Source organism: Undibacterium pigrum (genome assembly GCF_003201815.1).
Taxonomy (GTDB): Bacteria; Pseudomonadota; Gammaproteobacteria; order Burkholderiales; family Burkholderiaceae_D; genus Undibacterium; species Undibacterium pigrum.
This window is the reverse complement of sequence record NZ_QJKB01000008.1, coordinates 37,782-53,369: the sequence shown is the minus strand read 5'-3', so window position 1 is coordinate 53,369 and position 15,588 is coordinate 37,782. Positions and strand designations below refer to the sequence as shown.

The window sequence follows — 15,588 nt, the reverse complement described above, 5'->3', positions numbered from 1 at the left end:
TTTGTTTTTTAGTTTGTTGATCCGGGCAAGACGCTGGCTGGGCGCACTTCATCACCCATGGCCGTCAATATCTTGCGTTCTCCGGAGAACCTCGAACGGCCATGCGCCACCAGCATATTATCGAGCAAGAGCAGGTCGCCCGGCTGCCAGCGGAACTTGACAGTTTCTGCATCATAGGCAGCACGCAGGTGCGCCACTACTTCGTCCGGGATCACCGTGCCATCGCCATAGAAAGTGTTGTAGGGCAAGTTCTCCACTCCCAAGTCACCCGTCAATGAAGTACGGATTTCATCCGTCATGCTTGATGGATGCCAGAAAGCGATGTGGTTGAACCATAGCTCTTCACCCGTCTGCGGGTGGCAGCGTATGCTGGAACGCACTTGCGAAGTACGCAGTCTGTCGCCTTCCATCCAGGTCCATTGCGTGTCTGATTTTTGCATATAGGCTTCGGCTTCTTCCCTGGTTTCTACTGCCAGTGAATGCTGCCAGGATGGCCCTATGCCAGAACCAAAATTACGCACCAGCATCCAGCCCAGGCGACGGAATTTCTCTTTAACTTCAGCATCTATCGCAGCCAGAACGCGACGTACATCGGCGACAGGCGTCTCGCCTTCTGTCTCGGCTGCGACTTCACAAAAGAAAGCGATGCGCCCCGGCCACTGGCGTACATAAGACAATTCATTATGCAGGGCAATCACATGTTCAGGCGGGAAAATGGTGGAGGTATATACTTGTCCATCCACCTGTTTTCGCGGCGTGGCTTTTTCTATGTAGTTCATGAGCTGCACGCCAAAAGCATTCAGGCCAGCCTGAAAATCCTGCACGCCGCGCATATCAAAATCACGAAATAACAAACCACCGTATTGCAATAAATCCTGCTGCAACTGCGCCTGGTTGTCCCTGATCCAGCCCAGCAAATCCACGCCTTTTGCATGTGGCCGCAAGACCAGTGGCAAACCGGATATGCTGCTGAAACCCTGCTTATCAACGAGGCTGCCATCAGACAAACGCACCGCCGGGCGGCGCAAGTTCAGTCCGGGTTTGGGCATCATGTTCATGCTATTTCTTCCTTCCCATGTTTTGCTTCTGTCGCGTTGCTGTTGCTCAAGATACTGGCGATATGGCCTGCCATTTTTTGCGCGACGCTGCGTATTTCCTGTTCCTGATAACTGGCTGCATGGTATTGCCACAACAAGTGCAGGCAACCATCAAGTATGTAAGCTTCTATCGCCAGCTTGTGCAGGCGTGGCAAGTGCCCTGCTCTTTCTGCACCTCTGTCCAGCCGGTCTGGCGACCATGACAAGAGCTTGCAGACATCATCAGGCGGTGGAGTGATCTGGCCCATATAGTTCAGGCTGATCTCAGGCATCTGCCCTTGTGCCAGCGTGGCACGCACTTTGTCCGGGCCCAGGTAGCGCAACAGCCCATAAGAAAAGCCATGCGCGGGTATGTCGCTGCGCTGCGCTGCAATTTCACTGGCAGCAGCATCTGCATTGATATCTGTCAGGTCAAACCAGGCCGGGTAACGGCTGGTGAACCAGCCCACACTACGGCTGACATCCAGTTCAGCTTGTTCCAGTTGTCGGCCATGGCCTTCCAGTTCCAGATAAGCGACAGGCTCACCCGTCCAGTCACCAAGGCTCAGGGTCAGGGCTGCGATGAGGATATCTTCCGCTATTGCGTCTGGCAGCCCTTGTAAAAAGCGGCTGGTGATTTCTGCTGGCAGGATGACGCTGACCTGTGCTTCTTCAGCAATACAGCCATAGCCATCACCACTGCCGGGTAATTCCGGCGCAGGAATGGAAGTGCAGACTTCCCAATACTCAGCCTCTGCCAATACAGCATCCTGGCTGGCCTGGCGCTTCAGGTGCTCTGCCCAGGCTTGCACTGAGGCAGTCTTTCTGCCCAGAGCAGGCGCACGGCCTGCCTGCAAATCCAGCAAGGCCTGACTCAAGTCGTCCAGCAGGATTTGCATGGAGATACCGTCACTAACCAGATGGTGTACAACTAGCAAAAGTTGCGATGCTTGCCCTTCACTTGCAGGTATCCAGGTGGTAGCCAGCAAACTCCCTTGTGCAGGTTGCAATGAAGCCTGCACTTGCTGAAAATCTTTATTCAGATGCAAAACTGGCTTATTGGAAAACTCATTGAAATGCGCAGCTTCATTATTAAAGCTGAGACGCAATGCATCATGTTGCGTTATCAACGCTTGCAAGGCCTGTTCCAGCATGTCAGCATTGACCCAGTCTGCCATTTCCAGCAAGACGGATAAATTAAAATGCACTGGTATGTCCTGCATCAGTTCTTGCAATCTGAGTTGTGCAGGCAAGGGTCCGCATATGCCTTCAGCTTTGGTATCCGCCCCTGCCATCTCACCGACGGGCAAGAGTTTTTTTGCAAAGTCAGCCAATACTGGCGCTGAATATAAATCCATGGCCCTGACTTGCCAGCCAGCCTGGCGCAAACGGGCTATCATCTGTATCGCCAGGATGGAATCACCACCGCTCTGGAAAAAATCTGCCTGCGTTTTCAGGTTTTCGCGTTGCAAGAGTTCGCGCCAGATTGCCAGTACCACCGCTTCTGCTTCTGAGCTTATGGCGGTTTCTGCTTCAGAATATTCTTGCTCCTCATCCAGTCTGGGCAAAGCAGCTCTGTCCAGTTTGCCATTCGAGGTATAAGGAATGCTGGCTATAGCGATGACTGCTTTCGGCAGCATGTAATCAGGCAGATGCTGCCTCAATTCTTCCAGCAAGCTTTGCGTATCGAACGGTTTATTCTGATCGGCAGCAACGGCATAAGCCAGTAAATAGGGGCGGCCTGCATTGGCGCGGCCATGTTCAGGCTTACGCAAGATCACCGTCGCATTCGCCACATTCTCTTGCGCCATCAAGACAGCAATGATTTCTGCCGGTTCTATGCGGTAGCCGCGCACTTTCAGTTGCTCATCCTTGCGGCCCACAATCTGTATGCGGCCATCGGCATGCATGATGGCAAGGTCGCCAGTACGATACAGACGCTCAGGCTCTCCAGCGATATCGGCAAACAGGAAAGGGCTGGCAACATCTTCGGGCGCGCCCACATAACCCAGTGCCAGGCCAGGGCCGCCTAGATAAATCTCGCCAGCCTCGCCATACGCACATGGCTGCCCTGCTGCATCGAGTATATGTATGCGATTACTACCCAAAGGCTGGCTGAAGCGCATGCCACTCAAGTCGCCTTGCCATTTACCCACCATGACGCCTATGGTCGCTTCGGTAGGGCCAAAGTGATTGAAGATGGCGCAAACTGGTTGCAGCTTACCCAGTTCTTGCAGGAGCCTGACGCTGGCAGTTTCGCCACCGAGTATCAAATGCGTCAGCGGCAAGACTGTTGCCTTGTCCTGCGCTGCCAGCAAGGCTTCGAGATGTGAAGGGACTATCTTTAATACATCAACCGGTGTTTGCTGCATCAATGCCGCATAGCCGTCAGCATCACGCGCCAGGGCATTGCTGATAATGGAGAGACAGCCGCCGTGAAATAGTGCCGGTAAAACCGTCGTCAGGCCCAGGTCAGCAGCAAAGGTTGATATCACGGCATAACGCAAACCAGGCTGCAAATCAAAGGCGGCGATTATGGCATCGAGATAATGCTCAACTGCCCTGTGCGGCACGGCAACCAGCTTGGGCTTGCCTGTGGAACCGGAAGTGAACAGCTGATAGGCGCATGACTCCGGGTCTATATCAGGTAGCGGCAATGGCTGATGATCCTTAACATTGATCCTTGCGAAACTCACTGGCAATTGCAGACATGGGATATCCAGCGCTACCAAGGCATCACCCACATCCTGATTGTCTTGCAAGATGACGCAACAAGGCTTTGCCTGTCGTATCAATTCCAGCACGCGCCCTTGTGGCAAATTGCTGTCTATTGGCAGATAGGCTTTACCAGCCTTCCAGGCTGCCAGCGTGGCGACAGGGAAAGCCAGGCTACGGCCCAACAGCAAAAGTACAGGGCCTGCACCTTGCTCACTTTTTAAAATGTCCTGCGCCAGCCTGTCAGATAAGCGATCAAGCTGCTGGCGTGTCATGCTCTCAGTCGCATCCACACGCAAGGCCACGGCCTGTGGATCTTGCTCCACTAACCGACGGAATTTTTGCAGCAAATCCGGCTTGGCAGAGGTTGATTCAGGTCTGGCAGGTAACCAGATAGCCCGGGCAGCAGCACGTTCATCAAAATCCTGATCAGTGCCTGCCATGCGTTCTATCATGGCGGCAAAACTGTCCAGCAATTCCTGCATATCTGCAGCATCAAATAACTGGCTATCAAAATCCAGTTCTACCCGCGCACCATCTTGCCAGTCAACCAGATTACAACCTATGTCAAAGCGCGCATGGCGTATAGGCAGGGAATACGCCTGCACTGTCATACCTTGCAAACTGGGCATGGTCGCCAGCTTGTCAACATTGAAGGTGATATTCACCAATGGCGGCCTGGCTGGGTCGCGCGCCAGACCAAGATCATCCACCAGTTGTGACAGCGGGTAATTGGCATGGCTGATGGCATCAAGGAACTGCTGCTTCACTTCTGCCAGCACGGTGCTGGTATCCGCCTGCGCAGGAATGTTCAGGCGCAAGGGAAGAAGGTGTGCGCAATAACCTGGAGTATGCGCCAACGCTTCATCGCGTCCAGAATAAGGCACGCCGATGACCATGTCCCTCCCTGCCCCGGCACGTCGTAGCGTCGCAGCAAAGGCCGCAATCAAGGCCATGCTCGAAGACATGCACAGTTTGCCTGCTTTTTGCTCAAGCTGGCGCAAGATATTCTTGTCAAGTTCATGCGTCAGGCGCTGGCCTGCAAAACCACGCATGCTGGCCCTGGCATGGGCACATGGCAGGTCTATGCCAACTGGCGCGTGCTGCAATTTATTTAACCAGTATTGCTTATGCTCTTGTTCTGCTGGCGATGAGCCTGCATCTGACATGCGCTGCGCCAATAAGGCATAGTCTGGTTTGCTGTCTGGCTGCTGCCCATTCATGAGCACTGCAAATTCTTCAAACAGCATCTGCATGGATTGCCCGTCGATAAAGACATGATGTGCAGCAAACAGCAGAACAGCATGGTGTGTATCGAGCTCAAACAAGTCTATGCGGAAGGCACCAGCTTGCGTCAGGTCAAAACTGGCCGCGACGCTGTTTTGCAGGGCTGCGTCCAATGTACTGGCATTGACTTGGTGGCGCTGCACTTTTACGTCCACATGAGGAGCGATATTCTGCACGCCTGCTTCCAGATCTATCGATGCCCGCAGGGCATCATGCCTGGCTACCAGTCTTGTAAATGCGCGCGTGATATCAGCATGATTGATATCACCGAGCAAATCCAAGGCAACGCTGACGACATAAGCTGCAGAGCCCTGTTCAGACAAGGCTGCCAGTGTCGCTAATTGTTTTTGCGCTTTGGATAAAGGAAGTGACAGGGGCAGGATTTTTTCCTCTGTCTTCAAGGCAGACGAAGTAGTCGCAATAAAACCAGCCGTCTTAAGCTCAGCTACGCTATCCTTTACCCGGCTGACTATTGCCGCGATATCGTCATCGGTATGTGCCGTAGACAGGAATAAATTACGCCCTTCCCACACATACAGACCGCGATACAGCAAGTGATAAAAGAAGGGATCAAGGTTCTCGCTGAAGACGAAGCGGAACAGCGAGCCGAAATTCTTCATGTGTACAGGCGCGCCGACTGCAGCAAACACCTGATCGAGTTCCGCAGTCAGCCTGGCGGTATTGTCATTCAGTTTTTGATAGACAGCCAGGCCACCCTGTTTGATCTCTGTCAGCACTGCTTTTGCTGCTGCCATCACCAGCGGGTGTTTATTGAAAGTGCCGGCAAAGAAAGTCGTATCCGCCGCCGGGTAAGAAGCATCGCCATATTGCCAGTGACCGCCATCGATGCCAGCCATGAAATCGGCGCGACCGGCAATGACGCCCACAGGCAAACCGCCGCCGACTATCTTGCCGTAGGTGACTATGTCGGCCTGCACATCAAAATGCGCCTGGGCACCGCCAGGGTGTATGCGGAAACCGACCAGCACTTCATCAAAGATCAGCAGACTGCCAGCCGCCCGGGTCATGACACGCAGACTGCGCAAGAAGTCTTGCGGCTGCAAACCAGGATTCCTGCTTTGTACAGGTTCGACAAGCACAGCAGCAAATTCATGCAGACGGCCACGCAATAATTCCAGCGCCTCTGCCGAGCCATATTCAAAGAAAGCCAGGTCGCTGACCATGCCCGGAGTAATGCCAGCCACACGCGGTATCGCTTTCCACGGGTCATCATTAACCTCACCCAGCACGCCATCAAAATGACCGTGATAACTATCGCGGAATATCGCGACCTTGTTGCGGCCAGTAAAAGTGCGGGCAAGGCGCAGCGCCGTCATGATAGCTTCTGTGCCTGAACTGCAAAAAGCAACGCGCTCTACTCCCGTCAATTCACTGATGAGGCTGGCTACCTCGCCAGCCATGTCTGACTGCGGCCCTATGCGTATGCCACGCGACAGGCTTTCAGCCAATGCCTCTTTCAAAAATTCTGGTTCATGCCCAAACAACTGTACGCCAAAACCCATGGAAATATCGATGTATTCATTACCATCCAAATCCCAGATTTTTGAACCAGCAGCCCGCTGCCCCACGATGGGATAGAGCATTTCCTTGACGGAAAAACGAAAACCCGCCGAGGCGCGGCTATCTGCCAGAACATGACGGTATTGCTGGGCCTGTTGCTTGGACAGAGCAGTTTTCTTGCAATAACTGAGGCTGAATTGATCCAGATGGTGGCGCTGCACTTCGCTCAGATTGTTGCTGAGCAGGATATTGCTTTTGGGTTTGGTGACTGGCGCTATTGAGGGAGCAGTTTCAAGCTCTTTTTCGACGGCTACATCAGCCGGTACATTACCCCCCTGTTGTTCAGCCAGATACGCAGACACTGCGTCAATGGAAGACAAATTCTCAAAAAAAGCGCGCACCGGTATCTTGACTGCGAACTCGTTTTCTATACGCCCTACCGCCTGCATCAGTATCAATGAATCCGCACCAATTTCCAGCAAGGATGCTGCCGCATCGACCTTGCCAGCATCGATCGCCAGTAAGCCTGCGATGATGGCAATGATGCGTTTTCGAATAGCAAGCGGATCGCTGACGATCGTGCGCGTGCTTGCCGCCACTGGTTTGCTGATTTCGATAGTTTTACTCGACGGCACTGCCGCGCTGCCACCACTAAAGCTATTCAAGCCCAGTCGCAGGGGAAAGACGTCCTTGGCAAAAGGATACAAGGGCAAGGCATCGCCAGCCGCAGTATTTTTTTTGTCAGCGAATTGCAGCTTGCTACCCAGTACATGCAGGTGTGCGACTGTTTTCAGGAATGCGACTCTGTCATCCTGAGTCGCATCCAGGCAAGGCAGGCTGCGTATATTGCTGGCGCTGGTGCTTGCAATATCTTCAAGCATGCCAGACAGTACTGGCATAGCGCCCAGCTCCAGCGCAGTATCAATGCCGGTTTTACTCAGTGCCGCGATGTTGTCAGCAAAACGCACGGCTTCGCGCGTATGCTTTAACCAGTAGGCGGTGTCATACACATGGCCGACGGGTAGCAATTCACCATTCAGATTCGATGTCACAGCCACTTGCAAAGGCTGCCACTCCAGCTCTTGCAAGGCCAATTCAAACTCTGCCAGCATGGGTGCCAGCAAGACAGAATGGAAAGCAGTTTTTACCCGCAACATGCGCACTCGTATTCCATCTGCAATCAGCTTTTGACTGAGTATCTCCAGTTGATCTCTGACACCGGAAATCGTCACGGATTGTGGTCCATTGACGGCAGCGATGCTGATATCTGCACCAGCCAGATAAGATAAGATAGTTTGCTCATCAGTGCGCACAGCAGCCATGGCACCATCTGAAGTCAAGGCACCCATAAGCCTGCCGCGTTTTTCAACCAGGCGCAGGGCTTGAGTAAAACTCAAAGCACCCGCAATGACCGCCGCAGTATATTCACCCAGACTATGTCCGGCCAGCACGGTGGGCTTGATACCGTATTCAGCCAGCAAACGCGCCAGCCCTACTCCAAGCGCCAATAAAGCTGGCTGGGTGTAAGCAGTCTGGTCGATATTTTCATCAGATTTCAGCAGCAACTCACTTAACGACCAGGGCAACACCGCATCAGCTTCTGTGATGGTGGCGCGGAAGCTGGCGAACTGGAATAAGCCCCTGGCCATGCCTGGCCTTTGCGAGCCCTGACCGGGGCAGAGGAAAGCGAGCTTGGGCGGTCTTCTGGCAGCAACAGCAGTGACAACTTGCTCAGCATAGGCTTGGTCCAGCCATGTATGCAGCTGTGTAGCCGCTTCACCGGCACTTGCCGCCGCCAGCGCCAATCTGTGACGCAGATGTGCACGGCCATGCTGTGACAATTGGCAAATAGCGGCAAAGTCTTGCTCAGCATCTGCCTGCAGTTTTTGCGCTGTTTGCTGCGCCAGCAAGCTCAAGGCTTCATTACTGGATGCTGACAGGAGCAAAATTCCTGGCTCACTGGCTTGCGAATTTTTCGCTGCTGATACAGGAATAAATTCCTCAAGCACGACATGGCAATTCGCGCCACCAAAGCCAAAGGCGCTGACGGATGCTGCTCGCGCTACAGCCTCAGGATTAGCTGGCCAGTCAGTGGTACGAGCCACCACCTGCAGGCGCAACTGTTCAAAATTGATGTGCGGATTAGGCTGGGTGTAATGCAGACTGGCTGGCAGTTTTTTATGCTTGAGGGCGAGTATCAGCTTGATCAGGCCAGCGATACCGGCAGCCGCTTCCAGATGGCCGATATTGGTTTTGACTGAGCCTATCAGCAAGGGCGTCTGCCGCGCTTGCTGACCCAGCGTTCGCCCCAGGGCACGAGTCTCGGTAGGGTCGCCCAGCAAGGTGCCAGTGCCATGTGCTTCTACATACTGGATCGCTGATGGCGGCAAGTCAGCATCAGCAATCGCCGCCTGTATCAAATTCTCTTGCGCCAGTCCATTGGGGGCGGTGATGCCGTTCGAGACACCGTCATGGTTGGTGGCTGAACCACGTATGACGGCATGGATGCGGTCACCATCTGCCAGCGCATCCGACAATCGTTTCAGCAAGACCAGGCCTGCACCTTCACCGCGACCATAACCATTGGCTGAGGCATCAAAGGTCTTGCACAAGCCATCCGGTGCCAGCATGCTGCCCTTGCCCAGTGCCACGCTGCTGTCTGGTCTTAACATCAGGCTGACACCACCTGCCAGCACCATGTCAGCATCACCTGCCTGCAAGCTGCGGCAAGCCTGATGGACAGCTATCAAGGAAGATGAACAGGCAGTATCTATACTCATGCTGGGGCCACGCAAACCCAGCACATGAGAAATACGGTTGGCGATGATGGCATTTGACATGCCTATGCCCATATGGGCTTCTACATCGTCGGTGTGGGCAAAGCTGCCAAGGAATTCGCCATTGACTGCACCTATGAAGACACCGAAGCGGCTTTCTTTCAGGCTGTCAGCCGCTATCCCTGCATCTTCCAGCGCCCACCAGGCCAGTTGCAGGATCAGGCGCTGGCGAGGGTCCAGCGCGCTTGCTTCCTTGGGTGAGATACCGAAGAAGGCCGGATCAAAACAGGCTGCGTCATCAATGAAAGCGGCATATGGCGCAGCCGATGCGGGCATGTCTGCCGCATCCCAGCGTTCTGGCGGTATGGGTTTGACGGCACATACTTCCTTTTCAAGCAGTGACCAGAAAGCTTCAACATTGGCAGCACCGGGAAAAACACATGACATGCCGATGACAGCAATCGCATGTGATGCGTCTCTTGCAGTCATTTCCCTGTCATCGCTCATGATGGACAGATCAGGAGGCAAGTTAAATCATGCTCGGAGGCAATACATTGGTAATTCGTTTTTGCATCCAAGCCCAACATGACTATCAAATCCCTGGTATGCATAGCCACCTCAATCCAGATGGCCTATATAGCGCAATATCGACGCATCGATATCGACGAGAGTGTCATGTATCTGGGCGATGACCTTATGCCCGTCTTCCGCGCCATAATGTTGCACGACGCGCCGCTCCAGTGTGGCAACTTCGCCCAGTTCAGCGATGGTATTACCCATGGTGAAGGCATGCAGCCTGACAGGACCCGCAAAGGTGGCGAAACAAAACAAGGGGCTGCCAGCAGTCGCCACACCCAGTTGCTGCAGGTTTTGCATGAGTTGCCCCATACGGCCAGGGTGGGCCTGCAGATTCAGGTAATACAGATAAGGTGGCGGGGTTTCGCGTTCTATCGGGTCTATGCCGTCATTGACGCGGTTAAGCACGAAGCTTTCCATCTGCAAAACACATTCCTGGAATTTTTCCAGCAAGGGTGTGCTGTCTGCCCCATATACATCATGCAAGACCTGGTCCAGCGAAGGCATGCGGTCCATGTCTGCCAACTCGGCCAGCGGTAACATGATGTAGACATAGTTGGCGGGACCAGCGACTGTCGCATAAGCCATCCAGCGCATGCGGCGACTATGTTGCTGGTAGGCGAAGGCGACCTTGCCAGCCAGATCCTTGAACTGCACATAGCGTTCGCGGCGCACTGACAAGCGCACAAAAAGACAATACGGGGTAGGAAACAACCACTGTGAATTCATTGTTTTAACCGGCTGAGTCGATGCAAAAAGTTTAACCGATCTGACAGCCGGGCCGCAATATGAATGCAGGCAAACAACACTTGTGGACAGATAAAATAAATTGCGAAGAAAACACGACAAATCTGTTAATTTGCGTTAGAAATCATCGACAAAAAATTCCAGCACGGGAATAATAGTCTGGTCAGATCAGGGATGCTTGTGGTGATCATCACTTAGTGTATCCCTGCATCTGCATGCCTTGCAGCAAGCTGGGTCTGTTAAGGTTTTCATGCCTGCGAACATTTAACACTCTTTAACCATGCGCATGCCCGACTTCTTTATATTGCCAGTGTCCAGCTTCAATAAGATTCACTGAAAACATTTGAGCGAGAATGCACAGGCAGCACTATCGCAGACCGTGCTATATATGAGCGAAGAATACGGTAACAGCCAAAAACTCCCTGCGGTTACCTGATGCTCAGGTTCGCTGTCCGGTTGACAGACTCACCATTGTTGAGGAGACATTGATGTCGAGTGAAGCAGCAGCGAAACAAGGCAGTTTCCATCACATCATCCCTGGTCAGATCGCTGAAATAGAATCACTGACAGAAGCCCTGCGTGGCTGGTCTGAGCGTCATGGCATACCTGCACGCACGGTCAACAGCATCATCCTCATGCTTGATGAATTGCTGACCAATGTGGTGATGCATGGTTATGGCGATTATGGCGACCATGACAGTGGTGAAATTGAAGTGACCGTGCTGCCCATCACGAATGGTGTGGAAGTTATTATCCGCGACAGTGCGCCCGCCTTTGACCCTTTCTCTATCGCCGAACCAGACACCACGCTCGATATCGATGAGCGCGATATAGGCGGCCTGGGTGTGCATTTTGTCAGGAAGATGGCGGACAGCTTTGCTTACCGCCGCGATGGTGATTTCAATGAAGTGCATTTTAGCAAAAGCTTCCCGTCCTGATCATTTTTCAGCTAACAGCCCAGAGCCACCCAGACACCGGATCAGAAAATGCCCAGCACTACGCCGCCAGTCAGCAACAATAACAACATCAACTTCTTCCGCAACTATAACCGCCTGGTTGGTTTCACCTATATCGCCATCGTCGTACTGACCATGGGATTTTTCCTGTTCCAGATACGACAAAAACACACGGAAGAAATCAAGGTCATACAAGGCCATGTGGACAGGCATGGGCAATTTGTAGAATTTATCCTGCGCTCTTCTCTGGACAGCCTGGAAGCCATGCGCATTTCGGCAGCCAATTTTTATGATAATGCCCCTGCCACACTGAGCGAGCCAGAAACGCAAGCCGGACACTCCCCCCTGTTCAAGAAACTGGAACAGGAAACCGACAGCTTTGATCTCGACAAGGCACCGGAAAAAGATGCGACTGGCAACCTGAATGGAATAGGCAAACTGCAAGGCCGCGCGCCAGAATTTTATCTGGACGTGGAAATGGCCCTGAACCTGAACCAGGTATTCCAGGCGATAGCCTTCAATTTGCCAAATGCCAGCGAGAGCCGTTTCATCTCCGTCGACAATTTCTCCAACACCTATCCCTGGATGGATGCAGCCAAACGCCCGCACAGCGACAAGGTATACCAAAGCCAGGCCTGGCTCATGGGCACGCCAGAAAAAAATCCCACTGGCGAAAAATACTGGGCACCTGTGTACTACGGCGGCACGGCCACCGGCTTGCTGGTCCCCACAGCGGCCCCCATCTACCGCGATGATAAATTCCGTGGCGTGGTTTCCATCGATACCAGCCTTGATTATCTGAACCGCATCAATGCAGACTTTGCCTATACACCGGGCACAGCCTTCCTCGTCGATGCCTATGGTGAAGTGGTGGCCCATCCACAGGCATATGCCAATGCCCTGGAAGTGCAGGCCACGCAAAGACTCGAAAAAATCATGCCCGCCGGCATACTCACCGATGGAAAACGCCTGACAGATATCCCTGCCAACCAGGCGGTCGAGATAGGTGATTATCTGCTGATACGCCACCCCTTTATCTCTGCCCCATGGCAACTTGTGTATGTGGTCCCCAAGAACCAGCTCTGGAAAAACCTGCTGTGGGAACGCGGCCCCGTCATGCTGCTGGTGATACTGGGCCTGACGCTGCTGATGGTCGTTACTTACTATGTGACCACGCGAGAATTCATATCACCCGCCTCCAAACTCGTGGCCCATATCGCCAAAGAAAGCCAGTTCACTCCGGCGCCGATCCCGGTGGTGCCCGGCTCCTGGAAACCCTGGTTTGAAACCATTTCGCAAGCCTTCAAGGAAAGCCTGCAACTGGTGGGTATCCGGCAAGAGCTTGATATTGCAGCGAACATGCAGCTATCCATCCTGCCACGCCACTGGCCCAATGAAAAAGAATTTTCACTGTGGGGAATCATGCGCTCAGCCAAGGAAGTGGGGGGTGATTTCTATGACCACTTCTCCCTTGGCAATGGCAAGATAGGCATAGTCGTGGCAGATGTCAGTGGCAAGGGCGTACCTGCCGCCTTGTTCGGCATGGTATCGAAAACCCTGATACGTGCCACCGCCACCCGCAATGCCAGTGAGCCTGGCGAGATCATCGCGATTGCCAACGACATACTGGCAGAAGACAATGATGAATGCATCTTCGTCACCACCTTTTATGCCGTGCTTGATCCGTCCACTGGCATACTTACTTATGTCAATGGTGGTCACCCGCCACCACTGCTGATACATCAGGATGGCACTACAGAATTTCTCCCCATGACAGGGGGCAGCGCCCTCGGCATCATGGATGGCATACCCTTTGCACAAAAAACCGTACAGTTGCAAGCTGGCGATTATGTGCTCATGTACACCGATGGCGTGACTGAAGCCTTCAATCCACAAAATGAAGAATACACGCCAGAACGCCTGCCGCCCCTGTTTGAAAACCGGCCAATTACCGACGTCAATGAAGCCGTCAACCGCACAGTCGCCGATGTTGACCTGCATGCCAATGGCGCGCCGCAATCGGACGATATTACCTGCGTCGCCCTGCACTTTCATTTTGCAAAAAATAGTGTGGCAGATAATGTGACAGACAGCGTGACCGACAGTGTGACCGACAGCGTAACAGACAATAAACCACAAGAAAATCAGCAGGCATCATGATGACTATCACATACAAGATATTGCGTCCGGCCTGTGTGACACTGCTGGGCATGCTTTGCCTGCTGGGCAATGTCGCACAGGCGACCAGTCTGGCTGAAATCAAGCAACGCGGCAAACTCGTCGTCGGCGTCAAAAAAGACGTGCTGCTATGGGGTTACCAGGATAACAGCAGCGGCAAGATCATAGGCATGGAACCCGACCTGGCGCAAAGCATCGCCACTGATCTGGGCGTGCAGCTGGAACTGGTGGGTGTGCTGACGGCTGAACGTATTGATGCAGTCAAGAATGGCCAGGTCGATATCCTGATTGCCACCCTGACTGATACGCCGGAAAGGCAAAAAGAACTGAACCTCATCACGCCGCATTACTATAGTTCAGGCGTCAACCTGCTGACCCGCAAGAGCGAGAACTTCAAGGAATGGACAGACTTGAAAAACCGTCGTGTCTGCAGTCGCCGTGGCGCATTCTACAACCGCCGTGTGACGGTCACCTATGGTGCTGATGTGGTCGCCCTGTATTCAAATGACTGGTCCAAGCAGGCCTTGCGCGATGGCCGCTGTGCCGCCCTGGTGTATGACGATACGGCTATCGCCGCTATGCTGCGTGCGCCCGAATGGGCCAATGATTTTGTCATGCCCATGACCACCATCTTTACCACCCCCTGGTCAATTGCGATTTCACCGGCAGAGCGCGGTGGCGATCTGGAAAAATACCTGTCCAAAACCATTATCAACTGGCACAGGAATGGCTATTTGCAGCAAGTCGAAAAATCCTGGTCCATACCACCATCTCGCTTTCTCGACGACATGCATAAAACCTGGAACAAGAAAGTCGACAATAAATGGTTGTGCGGCGACAGCATCAACCCAAGCACACCGAAAGAATGCCTGTGAAAGATGATTTGCCAACACCTATCCGTGATAATCATCAAATCACTGAGGCGATGACGGATTTGTATGACCGCTATTACACCAGCCACGAATATGAAAAGCGCTATCCTAAACCCAATCAGGGTACCCTGCACTTCCTGTTTGAGAATGGCGCAAGAGAGGCAAAAAATATCCTCGATTTTGGTTGCGGCAGCGGCCGCTATGCCTTGCCCCTGTTACAGCAGACCAACGCCAGGCTGACTGGTTTTGATATCTCACATGCGGCAATCGCCGAGCTGTCACGCTTTTTACAGGACAATCCACATGCAGAGCGCATGCGTCTGTTCGAAGGTGACGCACAGATACTCAATGGACAAGGCGACTATGACATGGTCATGCTGATGTTTGGTGTGCTCAGCCATGTTGGCGACCATACCGCCAGACTGGCTACGCTGAAGCAATTACGCAGCCTGATGCGGCCTGAGGGAAAACTGATACTCAGCGTGCCCAGCATCTTCCGCCGTCGCCCTTTTGAATTATTTGCCGCCCACTGGCAACGCATGACGGGCAAGGCACGCGATACACAAAAAGAACCGGGTAATATTTTATTCACCCGCAATATAGACAAGCAGGCGCACCAGTTTTTTTATCATCTGTATTCTGTTGCGGGCTTGCGTGCAGAATTGCAGGAAGCCGGCTTTGCCATCACTGCCCTTTCGCCAGAAAGCCTGCTGCCTGAATGGATGATTACCCAGCATGACCTGTTGGGCAAGCTCGATGAAGCCCTGCTGCCCTTGCTGCCCGCGGCCCTGGGTTATGGCATACGTGCGGTTGCTGTGCCTGCATAAATAATTCAAATCTGATGTTAACTTGATTCAAAATGACGATGTACCCAAGAAAAATA

7 protein-coding genes are annotated in these 15,588 nt (G+C 53.1%); 4 read left to right on the top strand and 3 right to left on the bottom strand.

The window, feature by feature from the left end:
• Window positions 1-8: 8 nt before the first annotated feature.
• From DFR42_RS20725 to DFR42_RS20715, 3 genes are all read right to left on the bottom strand, one after another.
• The gene (locus DFR42_RS20725; protein ID WP_110256952.1) at window positions 9-1,058 is read right to left on the bottom strand and encodes a TauD/TfdA family dioxygenase; all 1,050 of its coding nucleotides are present in this window, start codon (window positions 1,056-1,058) and stop codon (window positions 9-11) included.
• Window positions 1,055-9,865, bottom strand: a complete 8,811-nt coding sequence (locus DFR42_RS20720; protein WP_170133611.1) for a type I polyketide synthase — start codon at window positions 9,863-9,865, stop codon at window positions 1,055-1,057. Before DFR42_RS20720 ends, DFR42_RS20725 begins: the two co-directional genes overlap by 4 nt.
• Before the next feature lie 129 nt (window positions 9,866-9,994).
• Window positions 9,995-10,681, bottom strand: a complete 687-nt coding sequence (locus tag DFR42_RS20715; protein WP_110256950.1) for a hypothetical protein — start codon at window positions 10,679-10,681, stop codon at window positions 9,995-9,997.
• A gap of 506 nt (window positions 10,682-11,187) precedes the next feature.
• Between DFR42_RS20715 and DFR42_RS20710 the strand changes: the two genes are divergently transcribed.
• From DFR42_RS20710 to DFR42_RS20695, 4 genes are read left to right on the top strand one after another with little or no spacing between them, the layout of a single operon-like run.
• On the top strand, window positions 11,188-11,637 hold the full coding sequence (locus tag DFR42_RS20710) for an ATP-binding protein (RefSeq protein ID WP_110256949.1): 450 nt from the start codon (window positions 11,188-11,190) through the stop codon (window positions 11,635-11,637).
• 48 nt (window positions 11,638-11,685) lie between these two features.
• On the top strand, window positions 11,686-13,815 hold the full coding sequence (locus DFR42_RS20705) for a SpoIIE family protein phosphatase (RefSeq protein WP_110256948.1): 2,130 nt from the start codon (window positions 11,686-11,688) through the stop codon (window positions 13,813-13,815).
• Window positions 13,812-14,708 carry a transporter substrate-binding domain-containing protein gene (locus tag DFR42_RS20700; RefSeq protein ID WP_110256947.1) on the top strand — a complete coding sequence of 299 codons (897 nt, stop codon included), beginning with the start codon at window positions 13,812-13,814 and terminating at the stop codon, window positions 14,706-14,708. Before DFR42_RS20705 ends, DFR42_RS20700 begins: the two co-directional genes overlap by 4 nt.
• Window positions 14,705-15,532, top strand: coding sequence for a class I SAM-dependent methyltransferase (locus DFR42_RS20695; protein WP_211324376.1), 828 nt, complete (start codon window positions 14,705-14,707; stop codon window positions 15,530-15,532). Before DFR42_RS20700 ends, DFR42_RS20695 begins: the two co-directional genes overlap by 4 nt.
• The last annotated feature ends 56 nt before the right edge of the window (window positions 15,533-15,588 follow it).